Raw genomic sequence first — 16,801 nt, forward strand, 5'->3', positions numbered from 1 at the left:
TTTGTTGAATGCGTCAAAGTTGGCGAATTAAAAGCGTGCAGCGATTATATTGATAATGTATTTTATCAATAGCTGTTTAAGTCGTGTCAGCCGAATAACTTTGTCAATGCTGCTGCTTCGGAAGAATAGGATAAAGGTGTGCTATTAGAAAATATTTCACCAACGCGGCCCACGCCCAAAAGGCGAGCGAGGTATTGGGAGAGGCCGCTGTTTTACGCGCGAGATTCCTACGGTTGCTGAGGCGGGCAGAGAGGGCGCGTCAAATTCCAGTGCAAGCGGACAACCAGCATCCTCGGCTCGAAGTCGGACATAACCTCTGATCACGTTTTCGGAGAATTCATACCAGCCTCTTCGGAAAAGCTTCAATACCTTGTTATGCGCAGGTGTACGTAGACGCCCCAGATAATTCGTCAGTTCCTTCGAGCCTACCGCTGGCATTTGCACGACGCCGGCGATGCGTTTGTATGATTCAAATATAGATGCGAGACTTCTTTGCAAATCCGAGTGATCCGCCGCTGACCACAGTGCCAATTCAAAGTTCTTATCGTCCCTGGCAATGGCTCGATCATAGCCGGGTCGAAGCTTGCCTTCCATGCTCGCAACCGAACTACGGATTGCGCCAAAATAATGATCTGACGTGGGTTCAGTTAATTCCGCCTCGTCCTGAAATATTTCCCAATAAAGATTGCTGCAGATCAAATGGACGTAATGCGGAAATCCGTCACTTATTGCTGCGATCCGGAATTTAATGTTCTCTGGAACCTCTATGCCGAGAGCACCGGCGGACTTTTCTATGATTTCATATCTGCTGCCGAACATGAGTCGCGAAAGCGGAATGCCTTCGAAATAGCGCTGGCTGGATTCATGTGCCGCCAGTAGTTCTTCGAGCGAACTGCCAACGCCACAGAAGATGAACTGGACGGGAGCCTCCTGGTCGCTCACCTGTTTGACGAAATCGGCAAACAGCTTGCGTTCGTCGGCTTTTATGATGCGGTCGAATTCATCAACGACGACAAGAAGGTTGCCAGAAGCCTTCTTCGAAACGCTGCGTAGGTAGGAAACCGCTTGGTTAAGATCGAAGGTTGCTTCGAGGTCGACACGAGGATCGTACTTCACCTCGTACTCGTAGCCCAATTCTGCTCCAACAGTCGGCGAGACCTTGCCGCCGAGCTTCAGCCGGTGAGTCTTGGTCGCTGGTATGGTCTGAGCTGCTCTTTCCTGTACAACGCCCCCGATATTGCTGATGATCTGCTGAAATGTTGTGCTGGGCTGGCAGCCGACCAGAATTGGATCAAAGTCGCCGCAGTTCTCGAATGCAGCCGTGAGCGCGAGAGACGTCTTTCCAACGCCGCGATCGCCATAGATGAAAATATGCCGACCGTCAAAGCCGAGCGCCCGCTTGATCTGCTCGCGTTGTTGCTCCCGGCCCATCAGATATTCCATGCTGCTGATCGGCTTGCTCACATGCAGCCATGACTTCAAGACAGCCTTGAACGTTGCCTCGTCAAATCCATTGATTGCCATCGTGCCCCCGACGGAGTTTTCTAACGTCCTGCAATTCTCCAGGTAGCCGTAAGCCTAGCAGAAGTGGAAAGCCTCTTGCGGCCAGTTTTCTCGAGACAAACCGGTTGTCTTGCAAACTACGGTTGCAATGGCACCGCGACATTCGGAGGGGCTTTTTACGGTCGAACGACGGCCGGCGAGTTACTACGCATAGGGGTTTGGCATGGAACTGGCGGGCATTGTGCGGTAGACCACCGATTGATCGCGAGGCTAGTAGAATCCAAAACTGGGCCAACGATCAAACGGGGTGCGGGGATGCAACTGAAGGAGCCAATTAGCTTTCAGGGCGAATTTGATGTCGTAGAGGGTGGGGAGTTCAAGCTGGAAACCCCTCGGTTCATCGTGGCACCGGACAGACTCAGCTTTGAGCTGATTGGAGAGGATCAGGATGGCAAGTTCCGCGCTTTCGCAGTTGCTTCACCGGTTGCTAACCTGAAATACAAAAGCATCGGTTTCGAAACGCACTATGAACAGTGGCCGGGGCAGCCGACTATCGGCACGCTGGAGTTTGCGTGCACGCTGGACCGAGGCCTAACAAAGTGCGAGGTTGAAGGAGTGTGGACGCAGGGAAGGGGGCGCTGGGTAATAGAGGCTTCTTTGGAGCGCTTCCAGGCGAATCGCAGTTAAAGCTTGGCGTCACAAGCTCGCCGAGGCCCGACATTAGCACGGACGGGAGAGTGTCAGAAACGTTGCTACAGCGCTACAGCGAAATTGTTTCCGGACAGAGCGCTGCGTTGGTTATCGGCGGGCCTATGGTATGCAACATAGGGCGCTACAGCCGCTACGCCGCTACAAATTCGCCGGCAGGGCTAGGTCGTATGGGCCAGAGCCGCTAATCTGCGACAGGGAGCGCGACAGCGGGTTCCCTCTAGGGCGGCATTGGGTTTGTCTGTAGCGGTGTAGCGGTGTAGCGGCTGCGGATGCGACTCACTTGCCAGATGCGAACAACTGGGGGGGATTTCAGCGGGGCTAATGTACGTTCGACCGGTGCCGTCGTGGATTTCCAGTCTGCACAGGCGCCGCCTGGATTTTTCGCGGCGGCGGTCGCTTACGTCGATCAGTTGGCTAAATGCCGCTACGCCGCTACAGGTCAGTCGGCAGCAAAGTCCGGCATTTGAGGGGCATCGCAAGTCGAGGTCTTCGTGGAGGTTGACGAATGCGCTGAAGATTCCACGAGGTAGCCCAATGACGACCGCAGATGCTGTGCCATACCTCATCCGGCCCAGTCAGATCAGGTTGAATGGGGTGAGGAAAGAGAAGAAGGCCGATGCGTGTTTTCGATACTCACGGCGATCTCCAGCAGAGCCTGGTCGCCAGCCATGTCCCTATCCTTGCCTCGCTACCTGGGTGGACCTGACCTCCCCGGCGATACCATACGTAACCCGACGTCCGGGAGCGCAAAACGGCGGGGGTTGTGATGGTTATAATCGCGGCCAGCAGGGCGTGGGGACGCCGGAGAGCGTCACATCCTTACGGCCAGATGCTCCGCCATTTTTCCTTTATTTGAATGAACGTGAGTGACGTCAAGAACCGTGCGGCAATCGGGGGTAAAACCCAGAAGACTGCGCTGCAGGACGTACATAAAGCAACCGGGGAGACGCTCACGAAGGCCGATCTTACGGAGGGGCTATGTGAGCGCGTCGGGCTGAACATGTGCGAAGCGAGCGAGGTGGTCGACGCGTTTTTCGACGTCGTCCGCGAGACGTTGGAAGACGGAGACAATGTCCTGTTATCGGGCTTTGGCAAGTTCCAGTTGCGCGACAAGCGGCCTCGTCCCGGGCGGAATCCTCAAACCGGCGAACTGGCCTTGATCGCAGCACGCCGCGTCGTTACGTTTCTCGCAAGCGGTGGCCTCAAAAACCGGATCGTCTCGGGCGCTGGAAACCGCGACGGTAACTGAGGCAGGCGGTGCGTTTGCATGGGGATGTGCTAGCCCGCACGCGTCGTTACAGGATGTAGAGGAATTTCGTATTGCAGGCTCGTAGGCCGAGACGGACGATCTTCCAGAGCAGCCAGACACGAACGCTGAATGGTAGCCGTTCATGTGATACCGGGGAGTCACCGCCCGTCACCGACCGAATTCTGGCTGCAATCAGGGCTTCACGAAGCGAGCAGTCCAGTCGGGTCAGCAGGACCTCATCGGTCAGGGAATGCACGGTTGATGTCAGGCGAGTCATGCTGGAACCCAACAGACGAACCCTCTCCGCAGTCTCCTCAAGGCGGAGCTGGCGTCGTGCGAGTACACCCGTTAGGTCCTCGTCCTCACCTTCCCCAGCGTTCGACGTCATGCCTGATGCCGGCACGACAACCAGTTCCGGTGCGCCGGGAGAGTTACCTGTGCCAATGCAGAACTCCTGGTGCCGTGCGCGACGCGTTGCTGGATTGCCCATTTTTCAGCCCCCTCGAACCTTGTGCGCAAAAATTGCAGATGAGTTTCGAGGGGGGGGTTACTTCGGCGGAAAAAAGGCAATCTCAGATTCCGGGTGAACCGTCATCGTCCCCCGGTTCCTCGCGGTTCTCTGTCGCTTCGTCATCCGCGCCGGGAAGGACGTACCACGCGAGAGTACCCGGGAAGTCGCAATGCAGTCGCGGCGGTCGCTTTTTCCTCATTTGATTCACTTTCCTCATCCGGGCTGAAGAGTGGCGTTTGTGTCATCGTGGCGTGGGCCGGGTACTGATGTTTCCGGTAAACGAGGCTGTAGGCCAACGGGGAGAATGAGCGAAATGAGTGAGCTATTTTTGTCTTCGCCTGACAAGCGGGCAGTGCGAATAGCAAGAACAATGCATGTAGCTGGGTTGCAAAGCCTGTTCCAAACGACAATAGCGAATCGCTAGCTGTGTAGATGCCATTCGGGCGGCGATTTTTCTCTGCGTCGTTGGGCATTTGACATCGGTCCGTTCGCCGCGCTCTTCGCCCGCGCTCAGTACTGGACCGACGAGCCAACTGTTCGCTCGCCGGCCCTGCCGACATTAGATCAACGGAGCGTAGGTGCGCTCGCGCGGTCGTTTGTCGCTGAGCTGAAGCACTTCCTCGTAGCGCTCGACAAGTGCTCTTTTGACCGGTTGCCAGTTCTCATCGCCGATATACCGAAGGGAGCCGGACACGGATGCCTGCCAGGCGGGGGTATACCGCAGAATCTGCTCCATTTCCTCGCAGCGCAAGGTTGCGTGGTATTTCCACGGGATGTTGATATCGATACGTGTCCAGTCAACAATGAAAGGCGCGAGGTTCGACAGCTCCTTCTCGGGATGCGCGCTTTGTGCGACGTCCTTGAACTGCCGAGGATCGTTCCCGGAGAGGTACCATGAAAGCAACCGTCTGGCGGTTGGTGTTAAATACCTGTACTTGTCGTCTGACAGATCGGGGCGCTGATGGGTCAACCAGTTACCATTAAATCGGAGCTTTTCTCGAACGGCCCCGTCGAACACCGACTCGTACAGATCAGCAGCGTCGGCGTCTCGCCATTCCACCAAACGATGGCATTCGGTGAACCAGTTGCGCAGTTGCACGTCAATTCGGAGAGCGTGAGATGTGCAACCGGTTGCGGCGTCCGATGGCGGGTCACCGACCTGTCCAGGATGAGGCGATTGGCAAGCGGATGCAACGACGGTGAAACCTTGATGCGGCAGCGTCACCGTGAATTCGGTCGTCAGGTTCGATTTGGCACGCGGGTTAAGTACAGTGCCAGCCCGGTCGATATTCTCGAGCAGATGCAGAACATCCAGTCGATCCGAACAAGGGATGAAATACGTGGCGATGGTCTCAAATAGCCTGATGTCTTCCTCATCGAGTCGGTCCAGTTCGTCGCGCGACAGGCCATGTGCCGCGAGCTCCATGCGTAGCAACTCAAGGGCTGCGAGCCCCGCCGTATGCACGCTCAATGCATGTTGAGCGTCGGGGCCGAAAATCGCGAGCGGCACGTTAATCTTTGCGTCGATTCGGGCGTGCGTTCTGTTTTCGTTTTGAGGGCGGATCACAATGCTGGGGTGCCAACGGACGCCATCGATTCGGCAGACAGCACTTGCCGATCGCCATCCGGCGTGGGTTTCGATAACGGTTTCGTCACGGTAGATTCCGGGCCGGAAGGGTGCCCGAATGCGGGAAAGCGCATCCGGCGACAGCTTCGCGAGGTCAAGGGTGAGATGGGTGTTCATGTCAGTAGTGATCAGTCCGGGTCGTTAATGGGCGCGGGAGCGATTGCTTTACGCAATCCGTGTGAGGGTCTGGCAAATGCCCAATGTCCCAAAATGAGGCCTTGATCGGCCCCAGGTCTTGCGGTCTAGCTTCCGATGTCCGCCGTGTCGGGGTCGGACAAGCGAAGCTCCGAAGCGAACCCCGGTTCCGGGGCCGTGGCACCGGAACCGACGAGGCCGCGTCGTCGCATGTGCGTCACGCACCGTTCTCCAGCTCAGCGAGCGAAAGACCGACGAAGAAAGGCAGGTGTCCGCGTTCCTTCTTACGGAATCCCTTTTTTACAAGCGTTTTCGATAACTCCTGCTTGCTCATGCGATGGAACTGCGGGTTGGATCTGGCCCAAGACTCGTAGCACTGGTAGAGAAGTTTGAGCGACGTTTCCGCGTGCCGGTCACGAATCATCGCTTCTTCGAGGAAGACTTCGACGGGGTCGACCGCATGTCGTTGCTGCTGATTCATCGTCATGATCTTTGCGGGAATCCGTAACCCGCCACGAAGATAATCCGCAGCTCCGTCGAGCAGGAGGTTCAGAATGCCCGACGCCTCCGCGCGCAGTTTCTCGATCAGGTCCGGGTCGATCTCGTCGGGGCCAAACTTGCGGTTGAACGGGACGATCTGGATGCGCCGCCAGAGTCCGTTGTCGTCTGCCTTTACCGTCGGCAGACGATTCGTTACCATCAGCAGGACGAATTCGATCAGGATGTCCTTCGGTGGCCCATAGTTGGGTCGCGCATTCATGCGCTGGTCACCAGTCATTTGCTTGATCGCGCCGGAGTCGAGTTCGTGCTTCGGATTCGGCTCTGACACAACGGCAAGACGCTTATGCTGCAATCGCGCCAGGGTCGGCGTGGCTCCGTCGTTCACGTGCGATTTGGTCATGATGGCGGTGGTCGGCAGCACCATCGCATATTCGCCGAGGATGGAGCTGAGCACCTCAGTCAGGACGCTCTTCCCGTTACTGCCGCTCTCCCCGAGGAAAATGAGGAAGATCTGCGCGTTCGGCTTGCCGAGCAGCATGTACCCCATGACACGGCACATGAACGCGACCATCTCTTCGTCTTCCTCAAAAATTTCCCTGACCGTTTTTTCGAAGAGCGGCGCGCGGGCATTCGGGTCGTAGCGGACAGCTGCGCGGAACGGCGAGAGTACGCGATAGCGACCCGTCAAAAGCGTGCGGGTGATGAGGTTAAGCACGCCGTTTTCCACACCGAGGTACGGGTACGACGCGAGCGTGCGGCCTGCGGAGCGGGGTGCCAGCGCTTCCGCGACGTGTTCACACATCTCATCTAGCGGTCGGTTACTGCCCAGCTTGTGACGCAGGCGTTTGGCTGTGTCGCGATCCAGGCCGTTATCGCTTACCAGGCTGCGCAGCACCTCGCCCCCAAGAAGCTCGACAGCGCGCCGCCGGTCAGCATGCCCAAGCGGTGCAAAGGTCTCGCCGTTCCATTGGTGAAGCTGATACAGGAGTTTGGCGTCTGCACCGCCGGGGATCTCCGTCGCGGCGTACTGATCGCTCATTTCTTCGGCGATCATCCGGCCGAAATCACGGTCGGTCAGCACACTGACATCCGCGTTCCTCTCATTGCGGAATCCCGGATTCGTCCAGCCCTCGGCCTGCGCGAGCACGAAAATGGTCGCGACGGTGCCGGGACTGCTTTGTAGCGTCTCCCATTTCCGATCGCACTCTGCTGCGTCATATTTGGCAGCACACTGGTTCGAGAACTCATGCCATATCAGACGGCCTTCCTCTCCGAGCGGGATCAGAGCCATGCCAATACGTACCCAGTTACCGTATTCCTCGGCGTGATGCCCGAGGTAGGTCAGCGCCGACTTTACGTCCTCGATCAGATGTTCCTTGTCGTTCGACGCCTGGCTGACCGCGAGCGACGAGTCAAAATTCGACACGCTCTCGCGCAGCACAGCTTCCACGACAGGTGCGTCAAACGCCCTGAGAAGCTCAGCCAACTCGTAGGGCTTCCGGCGGGAATACTCAAGAACCAGAGTGACCGTCGTATCCTTGTACTTGCGGTTTGGAAACCCTGGTAGCCGCACCAGTTGCCCCTTACGCGCGAAGGCAGGATCGCCGCCCAGGCGCACGGCGAGTACCATGTTGGCGTGACGGGCCTGATTCGGATGGCATGGTTTATCAAGCAGCCAAACGGCGTGGTAGCGGCCCGGCGACGTCTCGATCAGGAAATTGGGTGCGACCGGTGAGTCTGGCCGAATCTCTGGCGGCACCCCGTTGTCGAAATCGACAGCCAGCGCCCACGTGAGCAGGATGTGCTCGTTAGCGTGGCCCTTCCCGTCCGACACAGGCGCTACCACGTATGCTTCCAGCCCCTTACTGGACCAGTCCAGCAGGACCGGCTTGAGCTGTTCAAGCGTGCCATAGCGCTGTAGTGCAGAACGCACCTCGTGCGAGCCATCTTCCCGCTTCATGGCTACCACCATGAACTTCCAATCTCCATGTATCACAGTGCAGACTTCGTCTGCGGCAGTGAGCTTGGTATACTTCCTAGACATAAGTACTCCTTAAATTAAATGAGTAAAACTACAAACTGCTATTTACTTTTTTTACTTTGAACTTGAAAAAGTAAAACAATAAAAGCAACTCAATTCGCTCATACCTTTTGTGCGGGGAGGTACGCGGTCGCCAAGCCACCGTACCCACCGCCCATGGAGCAGATTGAGCAGTTGGAGGACTTTGCTTGCCAGTCGGAACACCGGCAGCCGTCCTCCCTGCTGGAGAGCAAATGAGCTACTTGAGTAAAAATTCACCAGTGCACGCACACAATACTGGTTCACCGCATCGGGATACGGCTAGCCATGAGAGCCGCCACGAACTCCTTCATCTCGAAGCCGGGATTGGCAACGCGGGAGAGGATCGTTGTCGCCTCGACCCAGCCCATGACCTCCGATTCGCGCCAGCCGGTGGACTTGAGCCCGGTCCTGACCTGCGCAGGGAACATTCCGAGAGAAACGTCCTTGCGCATCGCCGCCTTCGAGCGGCCGATAATCGTCAGAACTTCGGGTTCTTTCAGATAGCGGTCGCTGGTACGGGAGCGCACCCAGCCGATCAATTGGCCGAGAAGCGGGACGTCCGTGGAGTACACGTTGCTGGCGGTGGTCTTGGTGGTAGCGGCAGAGTCCGTGTGCATCGGCGAGTGTGCGCTATCGCTCACGTAAGCCGGCAGGGGCTGCCGCCCGCGGCGAATCTGTCCAATCGGCGAGAGTGAATGCTTGGCGTTTGCCGCTGCCCCGGTACCGAGGTGAGTTTTTTGAGTCATAGAAGGCTCCGTTCGTCTATTCAGGTCTGTTCAGGAGTGAACGGAAGCCATTCTCCTGAGGACCGGCGGAACTCGATAACGCCAACTCTCGGGTTTGATTTCGACGCGTTTTCAGTGCTGATTGTTGAGATTTGACAGGTGTTTAAGAAGGTGGTAGTGGCAGCCATGAAGCTGCCCGACGGAGGCTTCCTTCCTGTCATCGCGCCGGGCGCTCGGCGTGATGCTTTCGGGTTGCTGGGATGGCCTTTGTGCGACCGTCGGGATGAGCAGTGAACGGAAAGGAGGTTGCCAGGGGGAGTGCAAACGCGGTGCGGGGACGGGCGGCATATCTGCCAGACCGGGCGGATATGCGCGGTGAACGCATGGGGCCGGTCGGCAGGTCGGACTATGCGTGGAGGAGTTTGAAGCTACTTCGCGTTTTCGTCGTCTTTGGCAAAAGACACTTGCGCGTGAACCAGCCACGCATAGAAATAGTTTACGAGGTGCTTGGCCCGGCGTAGGTGTGTGCCGCGCATGCCCTCATAGAAGACTTTCATCCATTTGGGCGGGTTCGCGCCCTCTCGGGAGATCCCGATTTCCTCTGCGATTTGCTGAGCGAGTTCCGGGTGTTCTGCGTCGATATTGGTGGACTTGAATGCATCAGGTGGCATTCGTTCTGCAATCGACAGGAGAGCTTTCAGATACCGATTGCTTCTGGGCGCAGCCTCGTAGCCGCGCGGTGGTTTAGGCATGGGGAAGCGCTCGCCAAAATGACGAAACAGTTCTCCTTCGTCAACGTCACGATGCTTCTTTCGCAGGTCCCGATACTGACTGTCGAGCTCACGATATATCTTGTCGAGTACTAGGCGACATTGTTCGATCTGCTTCTTGATGGGGCCGAGCGCGTCGATTGTGACGGTCCTGGCCCAATCCCGATTGACGAAATCGTCGGCCCGAAAGATGTCACGCGACTCTATTGATTCAACGATGGCAGTGGGTGTCGTTGTCGAACAAATGCGCTCATTCCAGTATTCGCGATGCTTCTGGACGAGGGCTTCGAACGCCATAAGCTGTCCCTCGATAGGGATGCTGCAATCGAAGGCAACGTGGATTAGCCTAGGCTCGTACTCTTTTTTCTTTTTCCCTTTGGGGCGGGGGAGATTGGGACCTGGCGTGATAACCGGGCCGTATCCGAACGGAGTCTCACGAACGGTTAGCCACGGGTACCAGTCGAGCTTATGGGGCGACAGCCCTCGTCCTCTCAGTGCGTGTGCGCTGTCCTGCTGCTCAACACGCCTGAGTGGAAAGAACCACGAATCCCCATCGTTTTTCAGAGCGGGAAGCTGTTCGCATTCGGGATCAAGCCATGCCGCAATGCCGAATCGCCCGCGACAGGCGTAGTCTTGGGCGCAGGCAATCATCCCGGGATAAGGCACTTTGACGTGGCTAACGATAGCCTCAAATGCCTCGGGATTGCTTTCCTTCTCACGGCGGTCCCGGAAGGCCGCCAGGTATTCCGGGTTCCACCTGAGAAACTGCCATGCGGTATCGTCAGGTCCGAATGACTGCTCGATAGTGGCAAGGGCGAAGACATCCGGGTTGAAGCCGGTGGTGACGGTGACTTTCATGATTGGCTCAGATCTCTTGTCGTTCAATATCTTCTCGCTGCGGGAGAGGCACAGTTAACGTGCCGCCGGTCACGGCCTGATCGGGCAAGACAAAATCTGCCCACATCTGCATCATGGCGATGCGCTCAGGCATATAGTCGGCTCGATTATAAGCACGTCTAACAAAATTTCTTTCGATGTGCGCGAGTTGGCGTTCAATAACGTCCGCACGCACACCGCGATTGTTTAGCCACGTGCTGGCGGTCGCCCGGATGCCATGCGGCGTGAAGCGTCCTCGATAACCCATCCGTTCAAAGACAACGTTAGGCGTCGCGAGGTTAATCGGTCGATAGATGCTGCTTAAGCTGGGGAACAAAAAGTCAGAAACGAACGAGAGAGGCTTCAGTTGCTCCAGCGCGTTGAGCGCCTGCCGGCTGAGCGGCACGACGTGTGCATCGCGCATCTTCATGCGCTCCGCTGGAATCACCCATACTGCGTTGTCCAGATCGAATTCGGCCCAACACGCGTGGGCGATCTCATTCTTGCGCACAAACGTGAGCAACATGAGCAAAATGCAAAGCTTTGTCGCAGCAGACCCCGTATCAGCGTCAAGTCGCTCAACGAAATCGCCGATCTCATTTTCGTGCAGTGGCTCATGGCTGATCTGCGGGGGTACGTCAACCCAGCCTTGAAGAACGCGCGCGGGATTGGCCTGAACTTTCAACTTACGGATAGCGTGCCCGAAGACCTGCACCGCCGTCTGCCGGACACGCTCGGCGGTTTTGGCGCCCCGCGCGCGACGGACCGCTTCGAGCACGTTCAGCAGTGCGCGCGGGTCGATCTGGTCGAGCGGCACATTGCCGAGGATCGGATTCAGGTCGCGGCGCAGGTACAGGCGGTGTGCTTCCTGCCAGGCTTTCGAGCGCAACGCATTCTTGCCATCGTACCAATGCTTTGCCGTGGCCTCGAACGTGTCGCCGAAGGAAGCATTGAGGGCGAGCTTTTCGAGCTTCTTGTGCGTTGCTGGATCAATGCCGCTGGCGAGTAGCTGCTTGGCCTCCCGGTTGCGTTCGCGAGCTTGGGAGAGTGTCATGGCCGGATACTGCCCGTGAACGATCGTGCCTCTGCGCCCACCGATCCGATAGTCGGTCCGCCACGATTTCGACTTCCGATTTACGTACAGGTAGAGGCCGTTGCCGTCGGGTAGTTTCAGAGGTTGGTCGTCCGTTGCGGCGCGGGAGATTGCAAGGAAAGTTAGAGGCATTTGAGTTGTTGTTCAACATGGAAGTTTTCAATGTTGAACAACAGTATCGGATTGCGTTGGAGTCGTGTGAGCTAAATAACTTTGACCAAATCCGGTCATTTTAAATATAGTAAGTGACAATATGTCTGATGGGCGTGCGATGCTATGGCGGAAACAGAGGCGAGGCGGGACTTTGATGCGTTGAGCGAACGCAGGCGGGAAGCAATGGCATTGCTCGATGATGGAATGTCGCAATCGGATGTTGCGCGCGAACTCTCCGTAACTCGCCAGACTGTGTCGCGATGGGCGAAGCTGAAGGCGGTGTATCCGGACGATGAGCCGTGGAGAAAGCGACCAATGGGTCGTCCGGGTGCATTGACGGACGAGCAGAAAATGGAGTTCGCCCGATTGCTGATAGATCGTTACGTGCGTGAATTCGGACCGAGGGGCAGAGGCGCGCCTAAGCGCGTTCGTTGGACGCTCGTGCGCGTAGCTGGATTGTTGGAGGATCGGTTCGGCGTCTCGTACAGCGCAGCGCACGTAAGGAACATCCTGACCAGCCTGGTTGGCCATAACGATTGGCTGTTATCCAGAGCGAGGTTTTGGGCCTGCGTTGTCGAGCTGGCTTACCCGGAATACGAGGGAAAGGCCCTCGTAGACTTCGATGACGGTTGGGAGGTGGACGGGCGGATTATCGGAGAATTGAGACGGCGACTTCAGCCCTGATGGATGGCTGCAGTCAGCGACCACCGATTGGCAGCTTGACGGGAGGATTGTTAGCTTGCTGAGAAGGCGACTGCGGTCCGGATTGGGTTCGACGGAAGATGAAAGCCAAGCCAACCGCTTGCGGATGTTGATGGCTTTTGTGCTACGATTTTTTGCGTCGAGTCTGGGAGGTCACTATGGCCAGAATTCAAACTGAAAGCGGTGCCCGAAATGTCCAGACCGATGATTACAAAGGTTACAAAGTGGAAGTGGTGACCGGCTATGATGCGAGGTCCGACAAGTGGCCCGTGCACGTGTATATCGAGGGAGAGAAGATTGTTGGACAATGGCTCGCGGATCGAATGGACGAAGCATTTGATTTCGGATTTGGCGTGGCTGCCCAAGAGATCGATCAGCGCTAGCAGAGAATCATTAGGCGTGCGAGAACCGAGACGACTCGCGACATCGCGCTAAAGGCGGTGTTTGGAGGTTGTGCATGACAGACCTTACGACGAGAGTGCTGCCTTATCAGATTGGTAGTGATCGCGCGATAGAGGCATTACACGCGGACTTTGGACTCAATGTGATTTGCCAGCAAAAAATCGGCGCTTTTATTGCTTTGATGGCAACGTTCGAGCGTCTTATAGAGCTCGCTGCATGGGCTGTACTTGAGACAGGCGAGATTGCCGGGACTCGTCCGTTCACGGATAAGGTCGGCCTCTCCGAGATCATCCGAAGTATCCGAGGACGTAGCAAGGGAAACATTGGTTCACTCGGTAAGGCGATTGACCTTACCTGTGACGCGGCAGAGGGTATTTCGGCGTATCGAAACGCAATTGCGCATGGTTCGTTGATGCCAAGCTCCGAAGGACAGCCGTACTTTCTGAGCAATACTTCTTGGCATGGCGAAAAGCGAGGTCGGGCTCCGCAGGATGCCCACGTTTCAGAGAACTTGCTCGATCTCGCGGTAGACTCGGCGTACGTGATAGTTTCCGCTGCTAGGGCGATATTCTTGGCGTGTAGTGGTCCAAACGCGTTTGACGAAAATTCTATGACGTGGCACATCGACCACCTCTCGCGGGCCCGCGGACAGGCAAATGAATTGCGTCACCTGACCGCGCTAATGAATCACGAAAAATACTGATCGAGGGTGGGTTCGAATTTGTGGTGGTAATCCGCTGGAAAATACAGAGAGCGGTAACCGGCGGGATGATGACCATCACTGAGCAAAAGCGCCACTATGACTATCGCCGAATTCACGTGTTTTTGCAGCGTGAGGTTCGGCTGACGAATCACAAACGCATCTGCCGCCTGTATGGCAACGCAGGGTCGGAGACCAGCGATGATGGGCCACGCGGCACGTAGCTGGAAAAAAGATGGGATGCCTATGCCTTTGACGGCTGGAGGTCCAGCGCCGCCGCAGGGGAGAACTAAAATCAGGGAAATCATCGGGGGTAAGCCGTGATTCGGAAGGTCGTCATCCGAAACTATAGGAAGTTCCGCAAGCTTGATGTCGATATGTTGCCGGGCACTAACATTCTTGTCGGCAGCAACGACAGCGGAAAGTCCACACTGATCGAGGCGATTAACCTCGCGCTGACCGGACGAGCCAATGGAAAGTTGTTCGCGCAGGAGCTCTCTCCCTACTACATCAACCTAAGCGCCACAAAGGAGTATATCCTGGCGCTGAAGTCCGACCGCAAGGCGGCCCCTCCCACCGTCATCATCGAGGTCTACCTGGAGGACGGTGGTGAGGCAGAGATCCTGCGCGGTACCAACAACCTTATGGGTGAGGACGCGTGCGGGGTTCGCATCCAGGCTAAGCTTTCTGCTGATTTCGAGGAGGAGTACCGCAATTTCGTCGCCAATCCTGATGATATTCGCCTTGTTCCCACCGAGTACTATCGTGTGGACTGGCTTGGTTTCTCCGGGAATGGCGTTACGGCGAGGAGCGTGCCAGCGACGGCATCGGTCGTTGACCCCGCCTCCGTTCGACTCCAGTCCGGCGTCGACTATCACATGCAGCAGATCATACGGACGCACCTGAACCCGAAGGACCGCGTCGAGCTGTCGCGACAATATCGTAGCCTGCGTGAGGCCTTCAGCGAGCAGGAGGCAGTGAAGGCGATCAACGAGAAGCTGAAAGGAGACAGCGAGTCCCTGACACAGCGCGCGTTAAGCTTGGCTATCGACATATCGCAGCGTTACACGTGGGAGAGCGGCCTCGTCGCTCATCTCGACGATTTGCCGTTCCCGTTCGCCAGCAAGGGAGAGCAAAGCGCGCTGAAGACGATCCTGGCTGTGGGCAGAAAGTCCGACGGGGCGCAGATCGTGTTGATCGAAGAACCGGAGGCACACCTGTCGTTTGCGCATCTGAGGTCGCTGATGAAGCGTATCGAGACGCAGTGCGAAGGCAAGCAGATAATCGTCGCAACGCACAGCAACTTCGTTTTGAACAAGCTGGGACTGAAGAATATGGTCTTGCTCGGCGAGGATGGCGCGCATACGCGCATTACGGACGTTCCTGAAGGCACGGTCGATTACTTCAAGAAGCTAGCCGGATTCGACACGCTCAGGCTAGTACTCGCCAAAAGTGCGATTCTGGTAGAGGGGCCGTCCGACGAATTGATCGTGCAGCGAGGATACCTAGATGCCAAGGGAAACTTGCCGATAGAAGATGGGATCGACGTCATCAGCGTGGGCCTTTCACACAAGCGCTTTCTCGATTTGGCTATTCGGCTCAAGCGCCGTGTATGGGTGGTCACTGACAACGACGGCAAGACGAGCGAGGAAGTCAGCAGACGCTTTGCCGACTACACCGGGTATGATTTCATATCGGTGCATACCGGCAGCGATCCGGAGTTGCGGACATTGGAGCCGCAGATTGTGGCGGCCAACGAGTTGGTGACCCTCAACGCCGCGCTCGGGAAGGCCTATACGTCGAAGGAAGAGGCTGTCGAGGCAATGATCGCAGACAAGACAGGTGCCGCCCTAGCGATTTTCGAGTCGGAGACGGTGATCAAGATGCCGGAGTACCTAGCCCATGTCGTCGGCAGCCACTAACTCGGCTATCCTGGCAGCGGCCGGTTCGCGTAAGACTCAGTACGTCGTCGACTCCGCACTGGCGGTGAACGGCGGCCGCGTGTTGATCACGACCTACACGAACGAGAACCAGCGGCAGATAATCCAGCGCATTGAGCAGAAGGTCGGTTTCGTGCCGCCAAACATCTCTGTCGTGGGGTGGTTCTCGTTCCTGATAACACAATGCGCCAAACCCTATCAGCGAGCAAAGGTAGGGCAATCTTTGCTGATCAACGGATTGAACTTCATCGGGAGCAGGAGCAAGTTCGCCAAGAAATCGGAGAACAAATACTTTCTTGATGGCAACAACGATCTGTACCGGGACGGGGTTTCGGATTTCGTCGTTGCACTCAACGGCGTTACCAGTGGCGCAGTCGTGCGTAGACTCGAGAATATATATACGCATATATTTATAGACGAGGTCCAAGACCTTGTCGGTTACGATCTCGATGTGCTGGACATGCTGATGACATCGACGATCAGGTTGACGTTGGTCGGAGACCCAAGGCAGCACACGTTATCGACCAATATCGGTCCAAGAAACAAAAAGTACCGTGGGGCAGGGATCAAGGACTGGTTTGAGGAGCGAGCCGGTATTTGCGAGCTCCAGACACGGGACGTCAGTTACCGATGCAACCAGATCATCTGTGACTTTGCGGACGCCATCTATCCATGCATGCCAAAAACAAGGTCCTCTGACGTCAGCGAGACGGGACATGACGGCATCTTCTTCATACCGTTCGGACGGGTTCAAGAGTACCTGCGAGAATACAGCGGCGTAGTCGTGTTGCGACACGACAAGAGAGCTAACACCTTGGGCATTCCGGCAATGAACATCGGCGTGTCCAAGGGAAGTACGTTCGATAGGGTTGTGATCTTTCCGACCAAGCCCATGGTCGACTATCTCAAGAAGCGTGATCCGGCAGCATTGAAGGCGCCGGAGCGGCTCTACGTGGCTGTAACCCGCGCGAGATTCAGCGTTGCCTTTGTCGTCGATGATCTGTCGAATTTCGAGGCGAAGGTTGTTGCCGGAAACGGAGGCTGACGCAGTTGACCGGCCGAAACATGAGTGAGTTCGGAGAGAATTTCGACGACGGTTGGGAAGTTCCCTTTCTCGCGCTGAGATCGGGAGACGCGGCCA

At 56.6% G+C, this 16,801-nt stretch carries 14 protein-coding genes; 7 read left to right on the forward strand and 7 right to left on the reverse strand.

Features of this window, described 5'->3' with window-relative positions; translation table 11 throughout:
- Window positions 1-156: 156 nt before the first annotated feature.
- Window positions 157-1,524: an ATP-binding protein gene (locus tag P3T20_RS11170; protein WP_429286904.1), complete on the reverse strand. Its 1,368-nt coding sequence runs from the start codon at window positions 1,522-1,524 to the stop codon at window positions 157-159.
- Window positions 1,525-1,818: 294 nt separating this feature from the next.
- Between P3T20_RS11170 and P3T20_RS11175 the strand changes: the two genes are divergently transcribed.
- Window positions 1,819-2,190, forward strand: a complete 372-nt coding sequence (locus P3T20_RS11175) for a hypothetical protein (RefSeq protein ID WP_429286905.1) — start codon at window positions 1,819-1,821, stop codon at window positions 2,188-2,190.
- 880 nt (window positions 2,191-3,070) lie between these two features.
- Entirely contained in the window at window positions 3,071-3,463 is a 393-nt protein-coding gene (locus tag P3T20_RS11180; protein WP_429286906.1) for an integration host factor subunit alpha, read from the forward strand.
- 1,070 nt (window positions 3,464-4,533) lie between these two features.
- Here P3T20_RS11180 and P3T20_RS11185 read toward each other — a convergent pair.
- From P3T20_RS11185 to P3T20_RS11205, 5 genes are all read right to left on the reverse strand, one after another.
- A complete protein-coding gene (locus P3T20_RS11185; protein ID WP_429286907.1) occupies window positions 4,534-5,718 on the reverse strand; it encodes a hypothetical protein in 1,185 nt (394 codons plus the stop codon).
- 235 nt (window positions 5,719-5,953) lie between these two features.
- Window positions 5,954-8,197: a phage/plasmid primase, P4 family gene (locus tag P3T20_RS11190; protein ID WP_429286908.1), complete on the reverse strand. Its 2,244-nt coding sequence runs from the start codon at window positions 8,195-8,197 to the stop codon at window positions 5,954-5,956.
- Window positions 8,198-8,559: 362 nt separating this feature from the next.
- Window positions 8,560-9,045 carry a helix-turn-helix transcriptional regulator gene (locus P3T20_RS11195; RefSeq protein ID WP_429286909.1) on the reverse strand — a complete coding sequence of 162 codons (486 nt, stop codon included), beginning with the start codon at window positions 9,043-9,045 and terminating at the stop codon, window positions 8,560-8,562.
- Between the two features lie 407 nt (window positions 9,046-9,452).
- Window positions 9,453-10,652 (reverse strand): hypothetical protein, encoded by a 1,200-nt coding sequence (locus P3T20_RS11200; RefSeq protein ID WP_429286910.1) that lies wholly within the window; start codon window positions 10,650-10,652, stop codon window positions 9,453-9,455.
- A 7-nt stretch (window positions 10,653-10,659) separates the two neighbouring features.
- Window positions 10,660-11,895, reverse strand: a complete 1,236-nt coding sequence (locus tag P3T20_RS11205) for a tyrosine-type recombinase/integrase (protein WP_429286911.1) — start codon at window positions 11,893-11,895, stop codon at window positions 10,660-10,662.
- Window positions 11,896-12,039: 144 nt separating this feature from the next.
- Between P3T20_RS11205 and P3T20_RS11210 the strand changes: the two genes are divergently transcribed.
- The 3 genes from P3T20_RS11210 (at window position 12,040) to P3T20_RS11220 (ending at window position 13,723) form a co-directional block, all read left to right on the forward strand.
- Entirely contained in the window at window positions 12,040-12,600 is a 561-nt protein-coding gene (locus P3T20_RS11210; RefSeq protein ID WP_429286912.1) for a helix-turn-helix domain-containing protein, read from the forward strand.
- A 176-nt stretch (window positions 12,601-12,776) separates the two neighbouring features.
- Window positions 12,777-13,001 carry a hypothetical protein gene (locus P3T20_RS11215; RefSeq protein ID WP_429286913.1) on the forward strand — a complete coding sequence of 75 codons (225 nt, stop codon included), beginning with the start codon at window positions 12,777-12,779 and terminating at the stop codon, window positions 12,999-13,001.
- A 74-nt stretch (window positions 13,002-13,075) separates the two neighbouring features.
- A complete protein-coding gene (locus tag P3T20_RS11220; RefSeq protein ID WP_429286914.1) occupies window positions 13,076-13,723 on the forward strand; it encodes a hypothetical protein in 648 nt (215 codons plus the stop codon).
- Here P3T20_RS11220 and P3T20_RS11225 read toward each other — a convergent pair.
- Window positions 13,708-14,028 (reverse strand): hypothetical protein, encoded by a 321-nt coding sequence (locus P3T20_RS11225; protein ID WP_429286915.1) that lies wholly within the window; start codon window positions 14,026-14,028, stop codon window positions 13,708-13,710. The genes P3T20_RS11220 and P3T20_RS11225 overlap by 16 nt on opposite strands.
- A gap of 12 nt (window positions 14,029-14,040) precedes the next feature.
- Between P3T20_RS11225 and P3T20_RS11230 the strand changes: the two genes are divergently transcribed.
- Together P3T20_RS11230 and P3T20_RS11235 are read left to right on the forward strand one after the other, a co-directional pair.
- A complete protein-coding gene (locus tag P3T20_RS11230; RefSeq protein ID WP_429286916.1) occupies window positions 14,041-15,642 on the forward strand; it encodes an ATP-dependent nuclease in 1,602 nt (533 codons plus the stop codon).
- Window positions 15,623-16,705: a UvrD-helicase domain-containing protein gene (locus P3T20_RS11235; protein ID WP_429286917.1), complete on the forward strand. Its 1,083-nt coding sequence runs from the start codon at window positions 15,623-15,625 to the stop codon at window positions 16,703-16,705. The genes P3T20_RS11230 and P3T20_RS11235 overlap by 20 nt, the downstream gene beginning before the upstream one ends.
- Window positions 16,706-16,801 lie beyond the last annotated feature (96 nt).

Origin of the sequence: Paraburkholderia sp. GAS206C, from assembly GCF_050435645.1 — a bacterium.
GTDB classification, from domain to species: Bacteria; Pseudomonadota; Gammaproteobacteria; order Burkholderiales; family Burkholderiaceae; genus Paraburkholderia; species Paraburkholderia phenazinium_B.

What these genes read in the sequence shown, in the direction of transcription:
- P3T20_RS11170 (WP_429286904.1), bottom strand. Translation starts at nt 1,524, where the DNA reads ATGGCAATCAATGGATTTGACGAGGCAACGTTCAAGGCTGTCTTGAAG.
- P3T20_RS11175 (WP_429286905.1), top strand. Translation starts at nt 1,819, where the DNA reads ATGCAACTGAAGGAGCCAATTAGCTTTCAGGGCGAATTTGATGTCGTA.
- P3T20_RS11180 (WP_429286906.1), top strand. Translation starts at nt 3,071, where the DNA reads ATGAACGTGAGTGACGTCAAGAACCGTGCGGCAATCGGGGGTAAAACC.
- P3T20_RS11185 (WP_429286907.1), bottom strand. Translation starts at nt 5,718, where the DNA reads ATGAACACCCATCTCACCCTTGACCTCGCGAAGCTGTCGCCGGATGCG.
- P3T20_RS11190 (WP_429286908.1), bottom strand. Translation starts at nt 8,197, where the DNA reads ATGAAGCGGGAAGATGGCTCGCACGAGGTGCGTTCTGCACTACAGCGC.
- P3T20_RS11195 (WP_429286909.1), bottom strand. Translation starts at nt 9,045, where the DNA reads ATGACTCAAAAAACTCACCTCGGTACCGGGGCAGCGGCAAACGCCAAG.
- P3T20_RS11200 (WP_429286910.1), bottom strand. Translation starts at nt 10,652, where the DNA reads ATGAAAGTCACCGTCACCACCGGCTTCAACCCGGATGTCTTCGCCCTT.
- P3T20_RS11205 (WP_429286911.1), bottom strand. Translation starts at nt 11,895, where the DNA reads ATGCCTCTAACTTTCCTTGCAATCTCCCGCGCCGCAACGGACGACCAA.
- P3T20_RS11210 (WP_429286912.1), top strand. Translation starts at nt 12,040, where the DNA reads ATGGCGGAAACAGAGGCGAGGCGGGACTTTGATGCGTTGAGCGAACGC.
- P3T20_RS11215 (WP_429286913.1), top strand. Translation starts at nt 12,777, where the DNA reads ATGGCCAGAATTCAAACTGAAAGCGGTGCCCGAAATGTCCAGACCGAT.
- P3T20_RS11220 (WP_429286914.1), top strand. Translation starts at nt 13,076, where the DNA reads ATGACAGACCTTACGACGAGAGTGCTGCCTTATCAGATTGGTAGTGAT.
- P3T20_RS11225 (WP_429286915.1), bottom strand. Translation starts at nt 14,028, where the DNA reads ATGATTTCCCTGATTTTAGTTCTCCCCTGCGGCGGCGCTGGACCTCCA.
- P3T20_RS11235 (WP_429286917.1), top strand. Translation starts at nt 15,623, where the DNA reads ATGTCGTCGGCAGCCACTAACTCGGCTATCCTGGCAGCGGCCGGTTCG.